Genomic DNA, 21523 nt, shown 5'->3' with positions numbered 1-21523 from the left:
CAATGCCGAGTCCCCCGGGCTCGCCGTTAGCCGCCATTACGGGTTAAGATAGCGATCAACACAGTTACAGCCCAATTTGAGCCCCAATCACCCGTGAAATCAAAAATTCTGACCAGCTTGTGTGCCTTTGCCTGTGGCGCCCTCGCCGTGCTGGCCTTCTCTCCGTTCGGCTACTGGCCCGTGGTTGTCCCATCCCTGCTGGGCCTCTATGCCCTGCTGGACAAAGCCAGTCCCAAGCAAGCAGCCTGGCGCGCTTTTGGCTACGCCATGGGGATGTTCCTGCCGGGACAGTGGTGGATCCATGTCAGCATGACGGAGTTCGGGGGCATCCCCCTGCCAGCGGCCTTCCTGCTGCTGACCGGACTGGCGGCCTATCTGTCACTCTACCCGACCCTGGCCTGCTGGCTGTTCGCCCGATTTTTCACGGCTCGCCACTGGAGCCGCTGGCTGCTCGCCTTCCCGGCGCTCTGGCTCATTGCCGACTGGCTGCGCGGCTGGGTGATGACCGGCTACCCCTGGCTCTGGCTGGGTTATAGCCAGATCGATGGCCCCCTCAAGGGTTTCGCCCCCATCCTGGGGGTGCAGGGCATCACCCTGGCGCTGTTGCTGTGCTCATCCGCACTCTGGTTGCTGTGGCAGAGCCGCAAACCGGCCTGGCTGTTGCTGCCCGTCGCCCTGGTGGGCGCCGCTCAGGGGCTGATGCAGCTCAATTGGGTCACCCGGGGCGAGCCGGTCAAGGTGGCGCTGGTGCAAGGCAACATCGCCCAATCCCTCAAGTGGGATCCCGAGGCGCTGGTGCCCACCATTCGCACCTATCAGGATCTCAGCCGCGACAACCAGGATGCAGACATCATCATCTGGCCCGAGTCAGCCATTCCGGCCCTCGAGAAAGAGATGGGCAACTATCTGGAGAGCCTGGACAAGGCAATGAAGCTAAATGATACCGCCCTGCTGGCCGGTATCATCAACTACGACACCAGGCAGCAGCGCTTCTATAACGTAGTACTCGGCATGGGCGTACAGGATGCGGACGGCAAGCAGAGCTACCACTATGAGCATGAGAACCGCTTCAACAAGTATCACCTGTTGCCCATTGGTGAATATGTGCCATTCGAAGATTGGCTGCGCCCCATAGCTCCCTTCTTCAATCTGCCCATGTCCTCCTTCAGCCCAGGGGATGAGGTGCAACCCAATTTGATCGCCAAGGGGTTCAAGCTGGCGGCGGCCATCTGCTACGAGATCATCTTCCCGGAGGAGCTGCGCCGCACCGTACAACCGGATACCGACTTCCTGTTGACCGTCTCCAATGACGCCTGGTTTGGCAGCAGCATAGGCCCCTGGCAGCACATGGAGATTGCCCGTATGCGCGCTCTCGAGCTGGCTCGTCCGCTGCTGCGTGCGACCAACAACGGCATCACCATCACGACCGACATCGATGGCAGCATCACAGGTCAGATCCCTCAATTCGAAGCCAGGGTACTGCGCAGTGAAGTGCGTCCCGCCCATGGCCAGACGCCCTATCACCGATTTGGCAGCTGGCCTCTCTACGCGTTCTGCGCCCTGGGACTGCTGCTGGCCCTGGCGCTGAGGCCCCGCGCCCACCCCTGGGCTCGTGAGTTGTGATCCAGCTAAAAGCGGTTCGATAAATAACAAGGCGCCCTTGGGCGCCTTGTTATTTTTTCGGGATAAACGGTTATCAGGGCGAGAGGGGCTCGCGATGAAACTCACTCGCCCCGCATTCCGGGCAAGGGCCGAGCTGTTCGGGGTGAAGAACCGTATGGCGCCATTCACAATCCTCGCACACCAGCACGCCGAGACCGACCCAGTCACCAACGCGATAAACCCCTTTGTGCTCCAGTTCGTCGGCCAGCTCCTGCCATTCAACCTGGGATCTGTCGGTCACGTCCGCCAGCCAGGACCAGGCGGTATCTTTGAGCGCCAGCATGAAGGCCGACTCAGGCGCCTCGGTCCGTCCGGTCTCAAAGCTGCCCAGATCCCGCTTCACATACTCGGCGATCAGCGCCAGCTCATCCTGGGTCAGGTCGCCGGCAGCCTCCATGTAGGCCTGCACCCTGGCAATCATGCGATTGAGGCGCTCGCCCTGAAAGGCTTCCGTCTCCTCCCACTGTTGCTTGAGTTGAGCGATGAAGGCCTCATAACCTTTTCGACGTTTGTCCATGGCATTACTCCTCTCTCAATGACGGATGGGTGCTTTGCCCGACTGGCGACCCGGGACGCTGACGGTTGTTGCCGTCGCAGGATCTAGGTATCCTAATGCGATTGTCTAAACGCATATTTTATGATGCGATTTCCCAGCCGATTTATCTACCCATTTCACAGATCCGGATGTCACCAAATGCAAGAGCAATACGTTCCCCAGTCCATAGAACCAGCAGTGCAACAGCACTGGGATGCCAAGAAAACCTTCAAGGCAGTGGAGAAAGTAGACAAAGAGAAATTCTACTGCCTCTCCATGTTCCCTTATCCGTCTGGTCGTCTACACATGGGGCACGTGCGAAACTACACCATAGGTGATGTGATCTCTCGTTATCAACGGCTCAATGGCAAGAACGTGCTGCAACCCATTGGTTGGGATGCTTTCGGTCTGCCCGCCGAGAACGCCGCCATCAAGAACAACACGGCGCCGGCTCCCTGGACCTACGAAAACATCGAATACATGAAGAAGCAGCTCAAAATGCTGGGGCTGGGCTATGACTGGGATCGTGAGCTGGCGACCTGCAAGCCGGATTACTACCGCTGGGAACAGTGGTTCTTCACCAAGCTGTATGAAAAGGGTCTGGTCTACAAGAAGACCTCTTCGGTCAACTGGTGCCCGAACGATCAGACGGTACTGGCCAACGAGCAGGTGATCGACAACTGCTGCTGGCGCTGTGATACCCCGGTGGAGCAGAAAGAGATCCCCCAGTGGTTCATCAAGATCACCGACTATGCCCAGGAGCTGCTGGACGATATAGACAACCTGGATGGCTGGCCCGAAATGGTCAAGACCATGCAGCGCAACTGGATTGGCCGCTCCGAAGGGGTCAACATGACCTTCCAGGTCGCGGATCAGGATGCCTCCTTCGACATCTACACCACCCGTCCCGACACCCTCATGGGGGTGACTTACGTTGGTATCGCAGCCGGTCACCCGCTGGCCCTGCAAGCGGCCGAGACCAACCCGGCCCTGGCCGCCTTCATCGAGGAGTGCAAACACACCAAGGTGGCCGAAGCCGACATGGCGACCATGGAGAAGAAAGGCATGGCCACCGGCCTCTACGCCATTCACCCGCTGGATGGCCGCAAGGTGCCGGTCTGGGTCGCCAACTTCGTGCTGATGAACTACGGCACAGGCGCCGTCATGGCGGTCCCCGGCCACGATCTGCGTGACCATGAGTTCGCCACCAAATATGACCTCGACATCAAGGCGGTGATCAAGCCTGCCGATGGCGAGGTGGACGTGATCGCCGCGGCCTACACCGACAAGGGCGTGCTGTTCAATTCCGGCGAGTTCGACGGGCTCGAGTTCCAGGCCGCCTTCGATACCATCTCCAACAAGCTCGAAGCGATCGGCAAAGGCAAACGCACCGTCAACTTCCGCCTGCGCGACTGGGGTGTCTCCCGTCAGCGTTACTGGGGTGCCCCCATCCCGATGTTGACCCTGGCCGATGGCACTGTGGTGCCGACCCCGGAAGAACAACTGCCGGTACTGCTGCCGGAAGACGTGGTAATGGACGGCATCCAGAGCCCCATCAAGGCCGATGCCGACTGGGCAAAGACCACCTATAACGGTCAGGAAGCCTTCCGCGAGACGGATACCTTCGACACCTTCATGGAGTCCTCCTGGTACTATGCCCGCTACTGCTCCCCTGACTACGACAAGGGCATGCTGGATCCGGCGGCCGCCAACCACTGGCTGCCGGTGGATCAGTACATCGGCGGTATCGAACACGCCTGTATGCACCTGCTCTACGCCCGCTTCTTCCACAAGCTGCTGCGTGATGCAGGCCTGGTCAACAGCAGTGAGCCGTTCAAGCGCCTGCTCTGCCAAGGCATGGTGCTGGCTGACGCCTTTTACTACAAGGACGAGAAGGGCGGCAACGTCTGGGTCAGCCCGACCGAGGTCAAGCTCGAGCGTGATGAGAAGGGCCGTATCACCAAGGCGGTGGATCTGGAAGGCCGCGAGGTGATCCACTCCGGCATGACCAAGATGTCCAAATCCAAGAACAACGGCATCGATCCCCAACTGATGGTCGAGCGTTATGGCGCCGATACCGTCCGTCTGTTCATGATGTTCGCTTCCCCTGCCGACATGACTCTGGAGTGGTCCGACTCCGGCGTCGAAGGGGCCCAGCGCTTCCTGCGTCGTCTGTGGCGCCTGACCTTCGAGCATGTTTCGGCCGGTGCCGCTCCTGCCCTGGACCTGGCCTCCTTGACCGGCGATCGACAAACCATTCGCCGTGAACTGCACAAAACCATCAAGAAGGTGAGCGACGACGTGGGTCGCCGCCAGACCTTCAACACCGCCATCGCCGCCATCATGGAGCTGATGAACAACCTGGCCAAGCTGGGTTCGGATGCGCAAGACCGCGCCCTGATGCAAGAAGCGCTGGAAGCCGTGGTGGTGATGCTCTACCCCATCACCCCGCACATCGGCTTCGAACTGTGGAAGATGCTGGGCAAGGGTGACGATGTGGACCACGCCGTCTGGCCTGTCGCCGACGAGGCCGCCATGGTCGAGACCGAGAAGCTGGTAGTCGTGCAGATCAACGGCAAGATGCGCGGCAAGCTGACCGTGCCGGCCGACATCAGCCAGGCCGACATTGAGCGCCAAGCCATGAATGATGCCAGCGTGCAGAAGTTCATCGACGGCCTAACGGTACGCAAGATTGTCTATATCCCGGGCAAGCTGCTCAACATAGTCGCGAACTGATTAAGCCGGCATCCTTCCAGATGCCATCACCGGGTGCAAGGCCACAAGGCCGCGCACCCTCGTATAATCAAAGGAGGCGGCTCGCCGGTGCGCGCCGCCTCCTTGTTGGAGAGGACATGCCATGGGTTCGCCCCTCATTCGCTGGATCAGCATACTGTTGACCACACTGTTGCTTTCGGCCTGCGGCTTTCAGATGCGCGGTCAGGCCATCCCCCCCGAGCTGATGACCATGAAGGTGGTCGGTGATACCAAGAGCGATCTCTATCGCCTGGTCACCACCCGCCTCAAGGCATCAGGGGTCAAGCTGGAGGACAAGGAGGGCATTCCCGTCCTGACCCTCGGCGGCGTCGGTAACAGCAGCGAGGTCGCCTCGGTCGATGCCCTCGGTCAGGACAGAGAGTATGTGCTTGGTTACAGCACCAGCTTTACCGTCTCCATGCCGGGCCAACCGACCCAGATTTTCCCCATCACCTTCAACCGCAGCTTCTTGAACAAACCGGACGCGGCCCTTGCCTCATCCCGTGAGCAGGAGCAGCTCGGCAAGGAGATGCAGGAGCAGGCTGCCAGCCTCATCGTACGTCAGTTGAGTCAGGTCAAGTTCTGATGAGAGTATCCTGATGAGAATTTACCCCGAGCAGTTTGCAGACCACCTCAAGGCAGGGCTCAGGCCCTGCTATCTCGTCTTTGGCGACGAGCCGCTGCTCGAGAAAGAGCGGGCCATCTACCTTGCGTTCTCCTCCCTCAACCAGGCCGGGTGCTGATGCGGATCTACCCTGAACAATTCGCGGACCACCTCAAGGCGGGGCTCAGGCCCTGCTATCTCGTCTTTGGCGAGGAGCCGCTGCTCAAACAGGAGGCCATCGACAGCATCCGCCTGCAATCACGCAAGCTGGGTTTCGATGAGCGCCACAGTTTTGTGGTTGAGCCTGGTCTCGACTGGAATCAGGTCTATGACGCCTGTCAGGCCATGAGCCTCTTCTCTGCCCGCCAGCTCATCGAGTTGGAACTGCCTCCCAAGGTTGACAAGGATCTGGCTGCCCGTATCAGCGAAATAGGCAAACAGTTGCATCCAGATCTGCTGCTGGTACTGAGCGGCACTCGACTCAACCAGACCCAGATGAAAGCAGCCTGGTTTGACAAGCTTTACCAGATTGGTACCTATGTACCGGTCAACCATCCTGAGCCACGCTTTTTCCCTCGCTGGATGGCGGCCCGCTTTCAGAAATTCGGCCTCAAGGCCTTGCCCGACGCCATCAACTTCATGTGCCATGCCTATGAGGGCAACCTGCTGGCCGCCAGTCAGGAGATAGAGAAGCTGACCCTGCTGGATCCCCCCCTGCCGATCAGCGTTCCCTATCTGCAAGAGACCATCATACGCCACGCCCACTTCACGCCGTTCCAGCTGATCGATACCCTGCTGGAAGGCAAGGTGAACCGGGCCCAGCGCATCTTGCAGGCTCTGCGCGCCGAAGGTACCGAGCCCGGCATGCTCGCCTGGACCCTGACTCGCGAGCTGGAGCAACTCACCGAGCTGTCGCTCGCCATGCGCAGTGGCCACCCCCTGGGGGAACACTTCTCCCGCCTGCGTATTTGGCAAAGCCGCCAACAGCTTATCCAGCAGGCGCTGACCCGCCTGCCCTTTGCCAAGTTGCAACAGCTCTGGCAATTGATGGGCCAGCTCGACGATGCGCTGCGCCATTTCGAGACACAGCGCGCCTGGCTGCTGCTGCAGACCCTGGCCCTGGGATTTCGCGATGGTACGCCGCTGCCACTGCCAGAGGCAGCCGCATGCTAAGCAAACCGATCGGCCTGCTCGGCGGCACCTTCGATCCCATTCACATCGGCCACCTGCGCCCAGCCATCGAGGCGCAGCAGGCGCTATCACTGGCCGAGATCAGGCTCATTCCAAACCATATCCCGCCCCATCGCGCCAACCCGCGCTGTTCGAGCGAACAGCGCCTGGCCATGGTCAGGCTGGCGGCGACAGAAAACCCGGGATTTGTGGTCGATGAGCGGGAGCTGGCCAGGAACAGTCCCTCCTACACCATAGAGACGCTGATGGCACTGCGAGAAGAGTTGCCCGATACGCCACTCTGCTTTCTGATGGGCATGGATTCGCTGCTCGGCCTGCCAGGCTGGCATCGCTGGCAAGAGCTGCTCGATTACGCCCATTTGGTAGTGAGCTGCCGCCCGGGTTGGCAGCCGGACTATCCCACCCCGGTGACCGAGCTGCTGGCCCGCCATCAGACGAGGGATGCCGAGGCGCTGCACCTGCGTCTGGCCGGTCATATCTGGCTGGCAGATAACCTGCCCATAGATCTCTCTGCCACGGCACTGCGGAACTTGCTGGCCAAGGGGCAAGATCCCCGCTATCTGTTGCCAGCCTCTGTCGCGCACTATATTGATCAACAAGGGCTCTATCGCACCGATGCGAAGATCCCCCTTGCTTCCCCTGCCCAGCCTGGTAGGAAATGAAGCCACCCATGATATAATCCGCCGCCCCATGCCCACGCAGGCCGCGCCGGTTCCAGAGGAGAAACACTATTGCAAGAGCAACAACTGCACGCCTTCATCATCGACAAGATCGATGACATGAAGGGCCGCGACATCGTTACCCTGGATGTGCGCGGTCAATCCACCATCACGGATGCCCTGATCATCTGCTCCGGCAACTCCAGCCGTCACGTCTGTGCCATCGCCAGCAATCTGGCGAGCGAGGCTCGCCATGCCAAGCTCAACCTGCTCAGCGTGGAAGGGCAACAGACCGGTGAGTGGGTGCTGGTCGATTTGGGCTCCGTCATAGTGCATGTGATGCAAGACGAGTATCGCGACTTCTATCAACTGGAGAAACTCTGGGGCAGTGCTCCGGTACAAGCCTGATCCCCATGAAGATTCAGTTGATTGCCGTGGGCACCAAGATGCCCGCCTGGGTCGAGCACGGCTTCCAGGAATACCGTCGCCGCTTTCCCAAAGATATGCCGTTTGAGCTGGTCGAGATAAGCGCAGGAAAACGCGGCAAGAATGCCGACATCCCCCGCATCCTGCAAAAGGAGGGGGAAGCCATGCTGGCCGCCGCGGGCCGCTCGCGCCTCGTCACCCTGGATATTCCCGGCAAGCCCTGGACCACGGAGCAGCTGGCAGGCCAACTGGAAGCCTGGAAGCTGGATGGCCGCGATGTCGCCCTGCTGGTGGGGGGTCCCGAGGGGCTCTCCCCCGAATGCAAAGCCGCTGCCGAGCAGAGCTGGTCCCTCTCGCCACTCACCCTGCCCCACCCTCTGGTGCGGGTCTTGGTGGCCGAGAGCCTTTACCGGGCCTGGAGCATCACTACCAACCACCCCTATCACAGGGAATAGCGCTTTATGTTCTCGCTCCCCCCCAAGGTTGAGGCATCCCCATGCTGAAACAACGCATCGAGATGCGCGATCACAGCGCTGAGGGCAACCTCTTCTTTCGTCGCACTCTGGTCGCCTATCTGGGCATGGTCGCGCTGATGCTGGTGTTGCTCGGCAATCTCTACTACCTGCAAGTAGAATCGTTCGACACCTACCAGACCCGTTCCAATGACAACCGGATCCGGGTTGTGCCGGTAGCACCGCCCCGGGGCCTCATCTATGACACCAATGGCGTGCTCTTGGCGGAGAACCGCCCTGTCTACAGTTTGGAAATCGTGCCGGAAGAAGCCGGGGACATCGACAAGATGGCCGACGAGCTCATCGCCCTGCTGGGACTGCCGGAAGGCACCAAGGAGAAGTTCCTGGCCGAGGTCAAACGTCAGCGCCGCTTCAAGCCTGTCTCCCTCTATGAGAAGTTGACCGAGAAGCAGGTTGCTGTCTTTTCCGTTGACCAGCATAACTACCCGGGGGCCAGCATTGAGGCCTACCTGAAACGTTATTACCCATTTGGCGATACTCTCACCCATGCCCTGGGCTATGTGGCCAAGATAAATACCCGGGATGTGGAACGCCTCGATAAAGAGGACAAGCTCGCCAACTACGCGGCCACCAAAGACATTGGCAAGCAGGGGGTGGAGAAGTTCTACGAGGATCAGCTGCACGGGGTCGCCGGCTATCAGGAGGTCGAGGTCAACAACCGGGGCCGGGTAGTCCGAACCCTCAAATTCCAGGCCCCCCAGCCCGGCAAGGATATCTACCTCAATATCGACATCCGCCTGCAACTGAAGGCCCAGCAACTGCTGGACGGTCGCCGGGGCGCCATCGTCATGATGGATCCCAAGACAGGCGCCATCCTGGCTATGGAATCGAGCCCCAGCTACGACCCCAACCTGTTCGTGACCGGCATCTCCACCACCAACTACTCGGGCCTGCTCAACGATCCGGCCCGCCCTCTGGTTAACCGCACGACGCAGGGGATCTATGCCCCCGCCTCCACAGTCAAGCCGTTGATGTCGGTGATGGGGCTGAACGAAGGGGCTATCACCCCCCAATACCGCTACTTTGGCGGGCCCAGCTTCTCCATTCCCGGCACCACCAAGAAGTTCCGTGACTGGCGCCGCTGGGGCCATGGCTGGCTCGACGTCTATCGCGCCATCGAGGTATCGGCGGATACCTACTTCTACGATCTCGCCTACCGGGTCGGCATCGACAAGATCCACGAGTACATGACTCACTTCGGTTTCGGTCAGTACAGTGGCGTCGATCTCTACGAAGAGACCCGCGGGGTCATGCCCTCCCGTGACTGGAAAATGTCCCGCTGGCGCCAGCCCTGGTATCAGGGTGACACCATCTCCATCGGGATCGGCCAGGGCTACTGGAGTTCAACGCCCATCCAGCTCGCCAAGGCGATCAGCATTCTGACCCAGAATGGTCATGATGTGACCCCGCATCTGCTCAAGAGCACCGTCTCCCTCGATGGCACTATACCCGCGTCCATCAATCCGAATGTGGCGCTCAAGGTGAAAAACGACAGCTACTGGCAGGTCGCCAGGGATGGTATGTGGCGCGTCATCAACGGTCATGAAGGTACCGGGCGCCGCGCCTTTGCCAACACCCCTTATGTGGCGGCAGGCAAGTCAGGGACGGCCCAGGTGGTCGGCCTGAAAGAGAACCAGGTCTATAACGCAGCCACCACCAAGGTGGAGCACCGCGACAATGCCCTGTTTGTCTCCTTCGCCCCCTTCGATGCCCCCAAGGCAGTGGTGGCCCTGGTGCTGGAAAACGCCGGTGGCGGCAGTGCCGTGGCAGCCCCCGTTGCCCGCCACATGCTCGATGCCTATCTGCTGCCTCCCGACCCCGAGCTGCCCCCGGCTCCGGTTAACGCTGCACTAGCCAAACCGACCGATGCCAACGTCACAAAGGTAAAGCCCCATGAGTAACTCGGCCCGCCACAACAGCATCTGGTACCGGCTGCATATCGATTTGCCCCTGCTGATCGGTCTGCTCTGTATCATGGCCCTCTCCATGGTGGTGCTCTACTCCGCCTCGGGTCAGGACATGGATTCCATCGTGCGCCAACTGGTGCGCGGCGGCCTCGCCTTCGTGCTGATGCTGGCCCTGGCCCAGTTGCCACCGACCCTCTACGCCCGCTGGGCCATCCCCGTGTTCGTGGTGGTGGTACTGATGCTGATCGCGGTCGACGTGTTTGGCCATATCGGCAAGGGGGCACAACGCTGGCTGGATCTCGGCTTCATGAAATTCCAGCCCTCGGAGGTGATGAAGGTCTCCATGCCGATCATGGTGGCGACCTGGCTCAGCCGCCATTCGCTGCCCCCCAAGCTCAGCCACGTGGTGATCGCCCTCATCATGGTACTGTTGCCGACCCTGCTGATCGCGGCCCAGCCCGATCTGGGCACCTCCATCCTGGTGGCGGCCTCCGGCTTCTTCGTCATCTTCCTGGCGGGGATCAGTTGGTGGCTGATCGGCCTGGCCGTGCTGCTGGCCGCGGCCTTCATGCCGGTGCTCTGGTTCTTCCTGATGCATGACTACCAGCGCCAGCGGGTGTTGATGCTGCTCGATCCGGAGAAAGACCCCCTCGGGCGCGGTTACCACATTATCCAGTCCAAGATCGCCATCGGCTCCGGCGGCGTCTTTGGCAAGGGGTGGCTGCAAGGCACCCAATCCCAGCTGGAATTTCTGCCAGAACGCCATACCGACTTCATCTTCGCGGTCTTTAGCGAGGAGTTCGGCCTGGTCGGCGTCGCCCTGCTGCTCGCGCTCTACCTCTATATCATCAGCCGCTGCCTCTACATCTCGATGCAGGCCCAAAGCAGCTTCGAGCGCCTGCTCGGCGGCGCCCTGACCCTCACCTTCTTCGTCTATGTGTTCGTCAACATGGGCATGGTGAGCGGCATATTGCCGGTGGTCGGCGTGCCGCTGCCGCTGGTGAGCTACGGCGGCACCTCCATGGTGACCCTGATGGCCGGCTTCGGCATCCTGATGTCCATTCAGACTCACAGAAGGCTGCTGGCCTGATGAGGTGGATATATTCTGCCGGTGCTCGGCGTGCCGCTGCCGCTGGTGAGCTACGGCGGCACCTCCATGGTGACCTTGATGGCCGGCTTCGGCATCCTGATGTCCATTCAGACTCACAGAAGGCTGCTGGCCTGATGCTGCGCCGCGCCCCCCTCTCGCTGTTGCTGGCAGCAGCCTTGCCAGCCATGGCGGAGCCCATCGCCACTGCGGCGCCGAGCACGGCTACCCTCACCAGGCTGGCCGAACGTCAGTCCGTTCCTCTGGACCAATTGCAAGCCGCCGCCGGGGCAGCCCAGCTCAATCCCGAGATACTGGCGTTGATGCAGCGTCCTTGGGAGGCCAAGCCCTGGTATCAATACAGGCCCCTGTTTGTCACCGAACAACGCATTCAGGCCGGCGTGCGCTTCTGGCAGGAAAACAGCGAACTGCTGAACCGGGCGGAGCAGACCTACAGAGTCCCCGCAGCCCTTATCACCGCCATCCTGGGAGTAGAAACGGCCTACGGTAAGCAGATGGGTCGTCACGGGGTGCTAGATAGCCTCTATACCCTGGGCTTCTACTATCCGGAGCGGGCCGACTTCTTCGCCAAGGAGTTTGCCCAGTTGGTACTGCTCGGCCAGGAGGAGGGACTCTCCCTCCGGGCCCTCAAGGGCTCCTACGCAGGTGCCATGGGCATGGGTCAGTTCATGCCCTCCAGCTACCGCCACTATGCCGTGGATTTTGATGGTGATGGCAAACGGGATCTCTTCAATAACAAGGCCGATGCCATCGGCAGCGTGGCCAACTATTTTGCCGAGCATGGCTGGCGCTGGCATGAGCCGGTGGTCGAACCCGCCAAGGCGACCATGCCGGTTCCTGACTCCCTGATAGGCAAGGCCCCGGAGCCGACCCTGACATGGCAGACCCTGTCTGATGCCGGACTGCGCCTCGCCACGCCACCTGACGCCAAGACCAAGGTCCGCTTGCTGGCCCTTGACCAGGCAGATGGCCCTGGTTACTGGGTCGCCCGCCACAATTTTTACGTGATCAATCGCTACAACCGCAGCCCCTTGTACGGCATGGCGGTCTATCAACTCAGCCAAGCCATCCAGGATGCCTATGCAGCACAACAGACTCCTCACCCTCAGCCTGACCTTGTTGCTGGCGGCCTGTAGCAGCCAACCCGAACAGCCGACGGCTCCCCCGGAGCCACCGGTGCAGGTGGAAAAAACCCCTGTCATCGAGTTCCCCCAGGCCACTGGCGCCATACCGCGCCATGAGCCCCTGAGCGCGAGCGGCAACCGCGACTACTGGATAGGCAAGCAGAAGTACCAGGTGTGGCGCGACATCAAGCACTACAGCGAAGAGGGCAGCGCCAGCTGGCTCGACAAGGGGCTGGACGGCAACAAGACCGCCAATGGCGACACCATGGACAGCACCCTCTTCACGGCCGCCCATCGCAACCTGCCGCTACCAAGCTATGTGCGAGTCACCAACCTGGACAATGGCCGAGAGACCATAGTGCGGGTCAACGACCGTGGTCCCTTCACGCCATCGCGACTCATCGACCTCTCCCATGCCGCAGCTCACCAACTCGGCATGGTCGACCATGGCTCGGCGCGAGTCAGGCTGGATCTCATCACCGACACCCCGGATCAGCAGATTGAGATGATCCCCGACATCCCCATGACGGACACGCGCCCGAACCAGGGGCAGGCGTTGATTGCGCCAGCAGCCGCAGCGCCAGCCAAGGTTGCCCCCGTCCCTGCCAAGGCCGCGGTGGCACCGACCACCGCTGCGGTGAAAAACCCACCGCCGGCCAGCAAGCCTGCCGCGGCGCCCGCCAGCAGCGGTAAACGGATGCAGGTGCTCGCCAGCGGCTCAAAAGAGCGAGCCGAGAGTCTGGCGGCCAGTCTCGGCACACAATTTGGGGTATCCCACCAGGTTGAGGCCGCCGGCCAGGTCTATCGCGTCTTGCTGGGCCCCATCTCTTCGGCGCAGCAAACCCAGCTGTTGCAGCAGGTGCGCAGTCAGGGATTCGAGCAAGCCTTCTTCGTACCCTGAATCCGGATGACTCAGAGCGGGCCGCCTGCGGCCCGTCCCATGCCGCAACCCCTGCCGTCACAGGCTTAGGCCAGTGCGAGACGCGCCTGATTACGACGCGCAGCCCAGCCGATATGGCTAAAAAATCCCTGCCAATTGGCACACTGGACTATAACCGCTGCTCGCTTCTGGTATAGTTAGCCCCGCTTTTTCATTTACATTTACTAGGGGTCACACCCGACCAGGCCCGCAGGAATTTTCACGATGTCCAAATTTTCTCATTCAGTTATCCTCGCCGCCCTGATCAGCGCAACCGCCCAGGCCAATACACCAACCCCAGATGCGCTGCCCACGCCGAACAGCATGCCAGTGGTAGTGCCCGCCGCGCCGACTATCTCGGCCAAGGCCCACATCCTGATCGACTACGCAAGCGGTCAAATCCTCGCCGAGGAGAATGCCGAGGAGCGTCTCCCACCCGCCAGTCTGACCAAGATGATGACCTCCTACATCATTGGTCAGGAGCTGCTCAAGGGGAACATCAAGCGTACCGACATGGTGACCATCAGCCAGAACGCCTGGTCCAAAAACTACTCCGACTCCTCCAAGATGTTCATCGAAGTCGGCAAGCAGGTTTCGGTCGATGATCTCAACAAGGGCATCATCATCCAATCCGGTAACGACGCCTGTGTCGCCATGGCAGAATTCCTGGCAGGCAGCACGGACTCCTTCGCCAGTCTGATGAACACCTGGTCCGCCAAGCTCGGCATGAACGACAGCCACTTCATGAACCCCCATGGCCTGGATGCCGAGGGTCACTACAGTACCGCCCACGACATGGCGCGTCTGGGCCAGGCCTTGATCCGCGACCTGCCCGAGGAGTACAAGATCTACTCCCAGAAGTCATTCGTGTTCAACGGTATCACCCAGCACAACCGCAACCGCCTGCTGTGGGATCAATCCCTGCAGGTCGATGGTATCAAGACAGGCCACGTCAGCCAGGTCGGCTACAACCTGGTCTCCTCCGCCACCAACAATGAAGGCATGCGTCTCATCGCCGTGGTGTTCGGTGCCAGCAGCGAAGCCTCCCGCGCCGCCGAAAGCAAGAAGCTGCTCACCTATGGCTTCCGCTTCTTCCAAAGCTCGACCCCCTACAAAGCGGGCACCGAACTGGTCAGCCAGAAGATCTGGATGGGTGACAAGCCGGAAGTGAAACTGGGTGTGGACCAGGACGTCTCCGTGGTGGTGACCCGCGGTCAGGCCAGCAACCTGAAAGCGGACTTCCAACTCGACAGCGAACTCAAGGCGCCGCTGGCCAAGGGACAAAAGGTCGGTACCGTCTTCCTCAAGCAGGGTGACAAAGAGATCAAGCAAGTTCCCCTGGTTGCCCTGGAAGATGTGCAAGAGGGTGGTCTGATGAGCCGTCTGTGGGACTATGTTGTTCTGCTGGTGACCAGCTGGTTCAAGTAACGCTTGGGCAAGCTGGCCGGCTGGGGGAAGTCGTGACCCTGCGGGCCATCGGCTAACTCGAGTGATCCCAGGGTAAAATGTTGTCAAGTAACGGCGCCATCAGGCGCCGTTACTGTCTCGCTGGCAGCCGCCAGCGAATAACCCTGCAATCTGCAGGTTCCGCCGCCCCGGGATTTGTGGTAAAAAGCAGCACCTCCATGTCTTGTCGCACGAAACCGGGTCTTGATCCCGGTCTGGGCCATGCCCATATAGACTTGTACTGGCGGCCTTCTAGGCCAAGGGCAATGAGCTACATGAGAGCGTCATCCCTGATGACACAAAAGGTGAGTCAATGAATACCAAATTTGATGAACTGCTGGAGTTTCCCTGCAAGTTCCCCTTCAAGGTACTGGGTGTGGCCGATCCCGCCCTGCCGGATCAGGTTGTCAAAGTGCTGCAGCAGCATGCGCCGGGCACTTACAGTCCCGTCGTCCAACCCAGCTCCAAAGGCAATTATCACTCGGTCCGGGTAACCGTTACCGCCCAGAGCAAAGAACATGTCGAAGCCATGTATACCGCCTTGGGTAACATAGAGCTGGTTCGCTACGTTCTGTAACCTCATAGCTTCGTCGCCCTCAGAGGGCGACGAATTTTTTGTCGTGCCCTGCCCGTGAGGAAACCATGTCCAGCCCAGCACAACGTCACCTGCTGATCAGACACCTGGGTCGCAGCCCCTATCAGGCCGTGTGGGACGCCATGAAGGCGTTTACCGACGGTCGCGATGGCGACACCGCGGACGAGTTCTGGTTGGTGGAGCATGAGCCCGTCTACACCCAGGGACAGGCTGGCAAGGCCGAGCATCTGCTCGCCCCCGGCGACATTCCTGTAGTACAGAGCGATCGGGGGGGCCAGGTGACCTATCATGGCCCCGGCCAGCTGGTGCTCTACGTACTGGTGGACGTGCGCCGCTGCAAGCTCTCGGTGCGCGAGCTGGTGACCGCCCTGGAGCAGGCCATCGTCTCGACCCTGGCCTTAAGCGATATCAACGCCTATGCCAAAGCGGATGCCCCCGGTGTCTATGTGCAGCAAGCCGGTCTCGAGGCCAAAATCGCCTCCCTGGGGCTGCGCATTCGGCGCGGCTGCTCCTTCCATGGGCTGGCCCTCAACGTCAACATGGACATGAGCCCCTTCCTACGTATCAACCCTTGCGGCTATGCGGGCATGCCGATGACCCAAACCAGTGCCCTGGGTGGCCCTGCGAGCGTTGCCGAAGCGGCTGTACCGCTTATCAGCGCCCTGGCCAACCTTATCGGCTATCAGACAATCACCCATGTCGAGCAAGCATCATGAGCAATTTCGTGCCGTGCGGCGCTGCGAACATGAAGATGTCCCCTACGGCCATCAACCTGACAGTAACAAACACCGAGAGTGAATCATGAGCAAACCAGTTCGTATGGAGCCGGGCGTCAAGCTGCGCGATGGCGACAAGATGGCCCTGATCCCGGTGAAATTCATGCCGGATCCCACCGAAGAAGTGCTGCGTAAACCGGACTGGATGCGCATCAAGTTGCCGCCGTCGAGCCAGAAGATCGAGCATATCAAGAGCACGCTGCGCAAAAACAAGCTGCACTCTGTATGCGAAGAGGCTTCCTGCCCCAATCTGGCCGAATGTTTCAACCACGGCACCGCCACCTTCATGATCATGGGTGCCATCTGTACTCGTCGCTGCCCCTTCTGCGACGTGGCCCATGGCCGCCCGCTGGCGCTGGATCCCGACGAGCCGAAGAAGCTGGCCCTCACCATCAAGGAGATGGGGCTGAAATACGTGGTCATCACCTCGGTGGACCGCGACGATCTGCGTGACGGCGGTGCCCAGCACTTCGCCGACTGCATCAAGCAGATCCGCGAGCACAGCCCCCAGACCCGCATCGAGATCCTGACCCCGGACTTCCGTGGCAGGATGGAACAGGCCCTGGATGTGTTCCGCGAGACGCCGCCGGACGTATTCAACCACAACCTGGAAACCGCACCGCGCATGTACCGTGTCGCCCGCCCCGGTGCCGACTACAAGTGGTCCCTCGAACTGCTGCGCCGCATCAAGGAGATGCACCCCCATGTACCGACCAAATCCGGTGTCATGATGGGTCTGGGCGAGACCAACGAAGAGATCGTCCAGGTGCTCAAGGACTTGCGCGAGCACGGCGTCAACATGCTGACCCTGGGTCAGTATCTGCAACCGAGCCGCCACCACCTGCCGGTGAAGCGCTACGTGCCGCCCGCAGAGTTCGATGAGCTCAAAGATGTGGCCATGGAGCTGGGCTTCTCCCACGCCGCATGTGGTCCTTTCGTTCGCTCCTCTTATCACGCAGACTTGCAAGCCAAGGGCGAAGAGGTCAAATAACCACCTCGTCTTTCACACGTACTTGCCACCAAAAAGAGCGCCTCATGGCGCTCTTTTTATATCGACTGGTTGGCGGAGTGCTCTCAGTGAGGGCCTCGTACTTGTTGCTGCAACTCAAGCAGGCTCCGCACCTCGGCCAGGCGACGTCGGGTCAAGGCAATGCGCTCTGCCTTGCCAATCCCATCCCCCGTCAACAAGCTGGCCAGACAGTGTTCATAGAGGGGGCCATTCAGGCGCCAACTTTGGCGCTGTGCACCTTGAGTCACGATGAGCAGCTCCTCGTTGCCACGGCGATCCAGGCTGATTTGCCGGCCATCTGCCAGAGAGACCCGGATCCCCTTCTGTCCCCCGGCAGGACCGGCATACTTGTCGAGCCAGATATGGATAGGTATGGCCCCCAGGGAGCCGAACAGCTCGGATCGCCCTTCGGCACTGTGCAGATCGCCTCGGGTTATGGCCACTCCCAGCCGATCCGTCATCCCCTTGACTCTCAGTTGCAAGGTTTCCTCCATGCCAAGCGCAGCCACCAGCTCTCTGGCCTGAGTCAGCACATGGGTACCTATGTCGAGAATGACGCCATCTGGATGACGCAGCTCGCGGCGATCCGCCTCTCCTGTGGCAAAGTTGAGTGCGATGGGATGCCCCTGATCGTCCCTGCCACTGGCTTCTTGCAGATAGCCTTCCAGCAGCACGAGCCGGGCACCGGTGAAGTCTGGGAGATCCGCCTGCGCCGGATCCTCGGCCTGCCAGTGTGCATCAAGCTGTCCCAATAACAGTTGCTGGATACCGCGACGCGCCATCCAGTGATCCAGGGCCAGCACCCGCCCGGCATAGGCAGGATCGGCCAGCAGCACCTCTACTTGTCCAAGCTGAGCCAGATGGGCTACCAGGGGTTTTTCCACTACCAATAGCGGTATTGCGCTAGCCAGGGCGGCCTGCAGGATCTGCAGATGAAGGAGAGAAGGTGTGGTGATAAACAGCAGATCCAGCGGCTTGGCCAGCAAGGCATCGAGGCTCGCCAAGCCATGGATGCCCGCCAGTTGCCGGGCGGGATCGAGATCATGACCCCAGATCTCGAGGTCCGCTATAGCTAGCCGTGTGAGGGCGGGTAGATAGGCCGTTTCCACTACGGCGCCCAAGCCTACGAATCCAATCCGCATGTACAACTCTCTCGATAAATAGCATCAATCTAGCGCCACTCAGCGCAACCAGGCCTGATCCAGCGCAATTAATCGCCAGCACTGGCTGGCGGCAATACTCAGGCTTTCCATCAGAGTCTGATGCGCGGCAACGCCCCACGCATTCCAGTCCGCCCAGGCAAGGGCTATCATGCGAACTCCCCGCCGCATTCAGGAGTTGCTCATGTCCCCGGTCAAAGTCTTCATCATCCATGGTTACACGGCGTCCCCCCAGGCCAACTGGTTTCCCTGGCTCGCCACCCGACTCGAAGAGCAGGACGTGCAGGTCACTGTGCTGGCCATGCCTGCTCCCCATGCCCCGGCGCCTGCCGCCTGGGATGCTCATCTGCTGGAAGGCATAGGAGAGGCGGACAGCAACACCATACTGGTAGGCCATAGCCTGGGCTGCATCGCGGCGCTGCGCTATCTGCATAAACTGCCTGCGACCCAGCGCGTCGGCGGCCTGTTGCTGGTCAGTGGCTTTGATGAGCCCCTCGCAACCCTGCCCGAGCTGACCCCCTTCGTCGCCCAACCTTTGCCCCTTGCCAACATTCGGGCGCGCTTGCTGCATTGTGCCCTGATCGCCTCCTGCGATGATGCCATAGTACCCCAGCCCTACTCGGCGCGTCTGGCCCAGCGGCTCCAGGCTCCTTTGCATCTGCTCAAGCAAGGGGGGCATTTCCTCGACAGAGAGGGATTCACCGAGTTGCCCCTCGCCTATGAGCAAGTGATGGTGACGGTGGCCGCCATCCGTGCCGCGGCAACTCCAGACCAGCAGATAGGCCGAACAGCCACCCGCGGCCTCAGCCCTGACTGAAGCGGCGCGATAGCCCGCGCCACCTCTGGCCTTGGCGGCGCCACACGACTGGGCCATGACATCGTCAGGCGACACGCCAACTTGGCATCGTCATAATGGTGATAACCGTTGGCGGATCGTCCCTGCTATCCCCGCAGCTTCTCGCAATTGAACAGAGGGTACGGCTAGGCCGCAGCGCGACGGGCCAGTTCGATATTGTCATGGCATTGGCTCACGGCAACTGTCGTCAATCAACCCGATGGATGAGAGCGTCAATATGAAACCATTGACGGGTCGGCGACGTTATTGCGCCATTCGCTGACAAAACGGCCACCCGAGGGTGGCCGTTGGCTTGATGCGCAAGAAGCCGCAGGGCTAGAGACCTGCGGCATCCAGATGCTCCACCAGCAGCTGCACGCTGCGGTTGCCGCGCCACTCGTTGACGTCGAGCCGATAAACCAGCCGCACCCGTTTCACCGAGGGATCCGGCCAACGCTTGATATCGACCCCGAAGGCAATGGCATCCACCGCATGACCCGAATCCGTGGTCAGCATCATCTTGAGGTGCTTCTCCCCCACCAGCCGCTGCTGGACCAGCACGAATTCACCGTCAAACAGCGGCTCGGGGAAGGCCTGACCCCAAGGGCCGGACGCGCGAATGAGCTCCGCCAGCTCCAGGCTCAGCTCATCGGGCAGCAGCTCGCCATCGGTGAGCAGTACGCCGATCAGCAGTTCAGGGGTCACCAGCTCGGCGATGATGGCTTCAAAGGCCTGGCTGAACGCCGTTATATTGCTCTTGGTCAGGGTCAATCCGGCCGCCATGGCGTGACCGCCGAACTTGCCCATCAGACCGGGATGGCGGGTATCCAGCAACTCCAGCGCATCGCGCAGGTGCACCCCGGGGATGGAGCGGCCCGAGCCCTTGAGTTCGGTGTCGCTGCTCTGCGCAAAGGCGATCACGGGTCTGTAGTACTTCTCCTTGACCTTGGAGGCCACCAGCCCCACCACCCCCTGATGCCAGTCGTCCCGGTGCAGCACTATGCCGCTTGGTACCTCGCCATCGCGAAAACGGACCTGCTCCAGGGTGGCGAGCGCTTCTTGCTGCATCCCCTGCTCTATCTCCTTGCGCTCCTGATTGAGGCTGTCCATCTCGGCCGCAAGCGTGCGCGCCAGGTTAATGTCATCGCTGAGCAAGCAGGCGACCCCGAGGGACATGTCATCGAGGCGGCCCACCGCATTGAGACGCGGACCCAGTGCAAAACCCAGATCGGCGGCGCACAGACGGCGACCGTCGCGGCCCGAAATATCCACCAGCGCCTGGATGCCGGGGCGACAACGGCCAGCCCGGATCCGTTGCAGCCCCTGGTGTACCAAAATGCGGTTGTTGCCATCGAGCGCCACCACATCGGCGACTGTGCCGAGCGCCACCAGATCCAGATAATCCGCCACGTTGGGGGGACGAATGCCCTGGCGCTCATACCAACCTGCCTGGCGCAGATGGGTGTTGAGGGCCGCCATCAGATAGAAGGCGACCCCGACCCCGGCCAGAGACTTGGAGGGGAAGTCGCAGTCACGCTGGTTAGGGTTCACTATGGCATCGGCAGCGGGCAGCTCATGACCCGGCAGGTGGTGATCCGTCACCAACACCTGCATGCCAGCGGCCTTGGCGGCGGCTACCCCGGCGATGCTGGAGATGCCGTTATCCACGGTGATGAGGAACTCGGCGCCGCGGGCCACCGCCAGCTCGACGATTTCCGGGGTGAGGCCGTAGCCGAATTCGAAGCGGTTGGGCACCAGGAAATCGATGTGATGGCCCCCCATGGCCCGCAGTGCCAGCACGCAGAGGGCCGAGCTGGTGGCACCATCGCAGTCAAAGTCGCCGACGATCAGGATGCGCTTCTGGGCAGCCAGGGCTTCGGCCAGCAGCGGCACGGCCTGCTCCATGCCAAACAGACGCTGGGGCGACAATAACTGACTGGCGCTACGCGCTAGCAGGGCAGGATCCGCAACCCCCCGGCTGGCGAAGATCTGGCGCAGCAAGGGGTGCAGGGTATCGGGCAGATGAGAATCATCCACCCGGGGACGACGACGAATTTGCAAAGACATGGGGCTATCCAATGGGGTTAACCAACACAGTGGCAGAGGCCGAAAACAGGTGGCAAGGATCGCACTACTGCCCCTGATAGGCAAACGCCATGACCCTGGGCTTATTGCCATTCCAATTAATAACCGGTCGATAACAGAAAATTAGCCTGCTCAGGTTGCCAATTGGACTCAGTCACATCAAGCTAGCAGGGATGGCTCATGGTGGCAGGCTCA

Annotated in this window: 21 protein-coding genes and 1 pseudogene; 18 read left to right on the top strand and 4 right to left on the bottom strand. The window is 60.8% G+C overall.

The features are described from left to right. The first annotated feature begins 93 nt into the window (after positions 1-93). Entirely contained in the window at positions 94-1623 is a 1530-nt protein-coding gene (gene lnt, locus ACSMDR_RS14420; RefSeq protein ID WP_436468694.1) for an apolipoprotein N-acyltransferase, read from the top strand. A gap of 73 nt (positions 1624-1696) precedes the next feature. On the opposite strand, the gene ACSMDR_RS14415 is transcribed toward lnt, so the two are convergent. Continuing rightward, complete coding sequence (locus ACSMDR_RS14415) at positions 1697-2179, bottom strand: zinc ribbon-containing protein (RefSeq protein ID WP_436468693.1); 483 nt, start codon at positions 2177-2179, stop codon at positions 1697-1699. A gap of 177 nt (positions 2180-2356) precedes the next feature. Between ACSMDR_RS14415 and leuS the strand changes: the two genes are divergently transcribed. The 16 genes and pseudogenes from leuS to lipA all read left to right on the top strand — a co-directional run bounded on the left by leuS (position 2357) and on the right by lipA (position 17230). Further along, complete coding sequence (leuS, locus tag ACSMDR_RS14410; RefSeq protein WP_436468692.1) at positions 2357-4933, top strand: leucine--tRNA ligase; 2577 nt, start codon at positions 2357-2359, stop codon at positions 4931-4933. Positions 4934-5054: 121 nt separating this feature from the next. Continuing rightward, the gene (locus ACSMDR_RS14405) at positions 5055-5537 is read left to right on the top strand and encodes an LPS-assembly lipoprotein LptE (RefSeq protein ID WP_005894628.1); all 483 of its coding nucleotides are present in this window, start codon (positions 5055-5057) and stop codon (positions 5535-5537) included. Positions 5538-5550: 13 nt separating this feature from the next. Beyond that, positions 5551-5694, top strand: coding sequence for a DNA polymerase III subunit delta (locus ACSMDR_RS14400; protein WP_436468691.1), 144 nt, complete (start codon positions 5551-5553; stop codon positions 5692-5694). Continuing rightward, positions 5694-6728, top strand: coding sequence for a DNA polymerase III subunit delta (gene holA, locus ACSMDR_RS14395; RefSeq protein ID WP_436468690.1), 1035 nt, complete (start codon positions 5694-5696; stop codon positions 6726-6728). The genes ACSMDR_RS14400 and holA overlap by 1 nt, the downstream gene beginning before the upstream one ends. After that, positions 6722-7408 carry a nicotinate-nucleotide adenylyltransferase gene (gene nadD / locus ACSMDR_RS14390; protein ID WP_436468689.1) on the top strand — a complete coding sequence of 229 codons (687 nt, stop codon included), beginning with the start codon at positions 6722-6724 and terminating at the stop codon, positions 7406-7408. The genes holA and nadD overlap by 7 nt, the downstream gene beginning before the upstream one ends. Before the next feature lie 69 nt (positions 7409-7477). Further along, a complete protein-coding gene (rsfS, locus tag ACSMDR_RS14385; protein ID WP_005894639.1) occupies positions 7478-7813 on the top strand; it encodes a ribosome silencing factor in 336 nt (111 codons plus the stop codon). A 5-nt stretch (positions 7814-7818) separates the two neighbouring features. After that, complete coding sequence (rlmH, locus tag ACSMDR_RS14380) at positions 7819-8286, top strand: 23S rRNA (pseudouridine(1915)-N(3))-methyltransferase RlmH (RefSeq protein ID WP_005894642.1); 468 nt, start codon at positions 7819-7821, stop codon at positions 8284-8286. Positions 8287-8327: 41 nt separating this feature from the next. Next, positions 8328-10265: a penicillin-binding protein 2 gene (gene mrdA / locus ACSMDR_RS14375; RefSeq protein WP_436468688.1), complete on the top strand. Its 1938-nt coding sequence runs from the start codon at positions 8328-8330 to the stop codon at positions 10263-10265. Next, the gene (gene rodA / locus ACSMDR_RS14370) at positions 10258-11361 is read left to right on the top strand and encodes a rod shape-determining protein RodA (protein ID WP_436468687.1); all 1104 of its coding nucleotides are present in this window, start codon (positions 10258-10260) and stop codon (positions 11359-11361) included. Before mrdA ends, rodA begins: the two co-directional genes overlap by 8 nt. A gap of 12 nt (positions 11362-11373) precedes the next feature. Continuing rightward, positions 11374-11496, top strand: a pseudogene (locus ACSMDR_RS14365) (FtsW/RodA/SpoVE family cell cycle protein); the annotation flags it as partial. 23 nt (positions 11497-11519) lie between these two features. Beyond that, positions 11520-12515: a lytic murein transglycosylase B gene (mltB, locus tag ACSMDR_RS14360; RefSeq protein WP_436469331.1), complete on the top strand. Its 996-nt coding sequence runs from the start codon at positions 11520-11522 to the stop codon at positions 12513-12515. Continuing rightward, positions 12454-13404 carry a septal ring lytic transglycosylase RlpA family protein gene (locus ACSMDR_RS14355; protein WP_436468686.1) on the top strand — a complete coding sequence of 317 codons (951 nt, stop codon included), beginning with the start codon at positions 12454-12456 and terminating at the stop codon, positions 13402-13404. The genes mltB and ACSMDR_RS14355 overlap by 62 nt, the downstream gene beginning before the upstream one ends. A gap of 243 nt (positions 13405-13647) precedes the next feature. Beyond that, complete coding sequence (locus tag ACSMDR_RS14350; RefSeq protein WP_005894660.1) at positions 13648-14850, top strand: D-alanyl-D-alanine carboxypeptidase family protein; 1203 nt, start codon at positions 13648-13650, stop codon at positions 14848-14850. Positions 14851-15181: 331 nt separating this feature from the next. Beyond that, positions 15182-15445 carry a DUF493 family protein YbeD gene (gene ybeD, locus ACSMDR_RS14345; protein WP_005894662.1) on the top strand — a complete coding sequence of 88 codons (264 nt, stop codon included), beginning with the start codon at positions 15182-15184 and terminating at the stop codon, positions 15443-15445. A 65-nt stretch (positions 15446-15510) separates the two neighbouring features. Continuing rightward, a complete protein-coding gene (gene lipB / locus ACSMDR_RS14340; RefSeq protein ID WP_005894665.1) occupies positions 15511-16179 on the top strand; it encodes a lipoyl(octanoyl) transferase LipB in 669 nt (222 codons plus the stop codon). 85 nt (positions 16180-16264) lie between these two features. Next, the gene (lipA, locus tag ACSMDR_RS14335; RefSeq protein WP_436468685.1) at positions 16265-17230 is read left to right on the top strand and encodes a lipoyl synthase; all 966 of its coding nucleotides are present in this window, start codon (positions 16265-16267) and stop codon (positions 17228-17230) included. Positions 17231-17313: 83 nt separating this feature from the next. On the opposite strand, the gene ACSMDR_RS14330 is transcribed toward lipA, so the two are convergent. Then, entirely contained in the window at positions 17314-18390 is a 1077-nt protein-coding gene (locus tag ACSMDR_RS14330; protein WP_436468684.1) for a Gfo/Idh/MocA family oxidoreductase, read from the bottom strand. 39 nt (positions 18391-18429) lie between these two features. Further along, on the bottom strand, positions 18430-18561 hold the full coding sequence (locus tag ACSMDR_RS14325) for a hypothetical protein (protein WP_269077624.1): 132 nt from the start codon (positions 18559-18561) through the stop codon (positions 18430-18432). Between the two features lie 31 nt (positions 18562-18592). On the opposite strand from ACSMDR_RS14325, the gene ACSMDR_RS14320 reads away from it, so the two are divergent. Further along, positions 18593-19225 (top strand): RBBP9/YdeN family alpha/beta hydrolase, encoded by a 633-nt coding sequence (locus tag ACSMDR_RS14320; RefSeq protein WP_436468683.1) that lies wholly within the window; start codon positions 18593-18595, stop codon positions 19223-19225. Between the two features lie 354 nt (positions 19226-19579). On the opposite strand, the gene recJ is transcribed toward ACSMDR_RS14320, so the two are convergent. Next, positions 19580-21310 (bottom strand): single-stranded-DNA-specific exonuclease RecJ, encoded by a 1731-nt coding sequence (gene recJ / locus ACSMDR_RS14315; protein WP_436468682.1) that lies wholly within the window; start codon positions 21308-21310, stop codon positions 19580-19582. Between the last annotated feature and the right edge of the window lie 213 nt (positions 21311-21523).

This window comes from Aeromonas molluscorum (assembly GCF_051376105.1).
GTDB lineage: Bacteria > Pseudomonadota > Gammaproteobacteria > Enterobacterales > Aeromonadaceae > Aeromonas > Aeromonas molluscorum.
This window is presented reverse-complemented; position numbering and strand designations above follow the sequence as displayed.

What these genes read in the sequence shown, in the direction of transcription:
- ACSMDR_RS14415 (WP_436468693.1), bottom strand. Translation starts at nt 2,179, where the DNA reads ATGGACAAACGTCGAAAAGGTTATGAGGCCTTCATCGCTCAACTCAAG.
- leuS (WP_436468692.1), top strand. Translation starts at nt 2,357, where the DNA reads ATGCAAGAGCAATACGTTCCCCAGTCCATAGAACCAGCAGTGCAACAG.
- ACSMDR_RS14405 (WP_005894628.1), top strand. Translation starts at nt 5,055, where the DNA reads ATGGGTTCGCCCCTCATTCGCTGGATCAGCATACTGTTGACCACACTG.
- ACSMDR_RS14400 (WP_436468691.1), top strand. Translation starts at nt 5,551, where the DNA reads ATGAGAATTTACCCCGAGCAGTTTGCAGACCACCTCAAGGCAGGGCTC.
- holA (WP_436468690.1), top strand. Translation starts at nt 5,694, where the DNA reads ATGCGGATCTACCCTGAACAATTCGCGGACCACCTCAAGGCGGGGCTC.
- nadD (WP_436468689.1), top strand. Translation starts at nt 6,722, where the DNA reads ATGCTAAGCAAACCGATCGGCCTGCTCGGCGGCACCTTCGATCCCATT.
- rlmH (WP_005894642.1), top strand. Translation starts at nt 7,819, where the DNA reads ATGAAGATTCAGTTGATTGCCGTGGGCACCAAGATGCCCGCCTGGGTC.
- mrdA (WP_436468688.1), top strand. Translation starts at nt 8,328, where the DNA reads ATGCTGAAACAACGCATCGAGATGCGCGATCACAGCGCTGAGGGCAAC.
- rodA (WP_436468687.1), top strand. Translation starts at nt 10,258, where the DNA reads ATGAGTAACTCGGCCCGCCACAACAGCATCTGGTACCGGCTGCATATC.
- ACSMDR_RS14355 (WP_436468686.1), top strand. Translation starts at nt 12,454, where the DNA reads ATGCCTATGCAGCACAACAGACTCCTCACCCTCAGCCTGACCTTGTTG.
- ACSMDR_RS14350 (WP_005894660.1), top strand. Translation starts at nt 13,648, where the DNA reads ATGTCCAAATTTTCTCATTCAGTTATCCTCGCCGCCCTGATCAGCGCA.
- ybeD (WP_005894662.1), top strand. Translation starts at nt 15,182, where the DNA reads ATGAATACCAAATTTGATGAACTGCTGGAGTTTCCCTGCAAGTTCCCC.
- lipB (WP_005894665.1), top strand. Translation starts at nt 15,511, where the DNA reads ATGTCCAGCCCAGCACAACGTCACCTGCTGATCAGACACCTGGGTCGC.
- lipA (WP_436468685.1), top strand. Translation starts at nt 16,265, where the DNA reads ATGAGCAAACCAGTTCGTATGGAGCCGGGCGTCAAGCTGCGCGATGGC.
- ACSMDR_RS14330 (WP_436468684.1), bottom strand. Translation starts at nt 18,390, where the DNA reads ATGCGGATTGGATTCGTAGGCTTGGGCGCCGTAGTGGAAACGGCCTAT.
- ACSMDR_RS14325 (WP_269077624.1), bottom strand. Translation starts at nt 18,561, where the DNA reads ATGATAGCCCTTGCCTGGGCGGACTGGAATGCGTGGGGCGTTGCCGCG.
- ACSMDR_RS14320 (WP_436468683.1), top strand. Translation starts at nt 18,593, where the DNA reads ATGTCCCCGGTCAAAGTCTTCATCATCCATGGTTACACGGCGTCCCCC.
- recJ (WP_436468682.1), bottom strand. Translation starts at nt 21,310, where the DNA reads ATGTCTTTGCAAATTCGTCGTCGTCCCCGGGTGGATGATTCTCATCTG.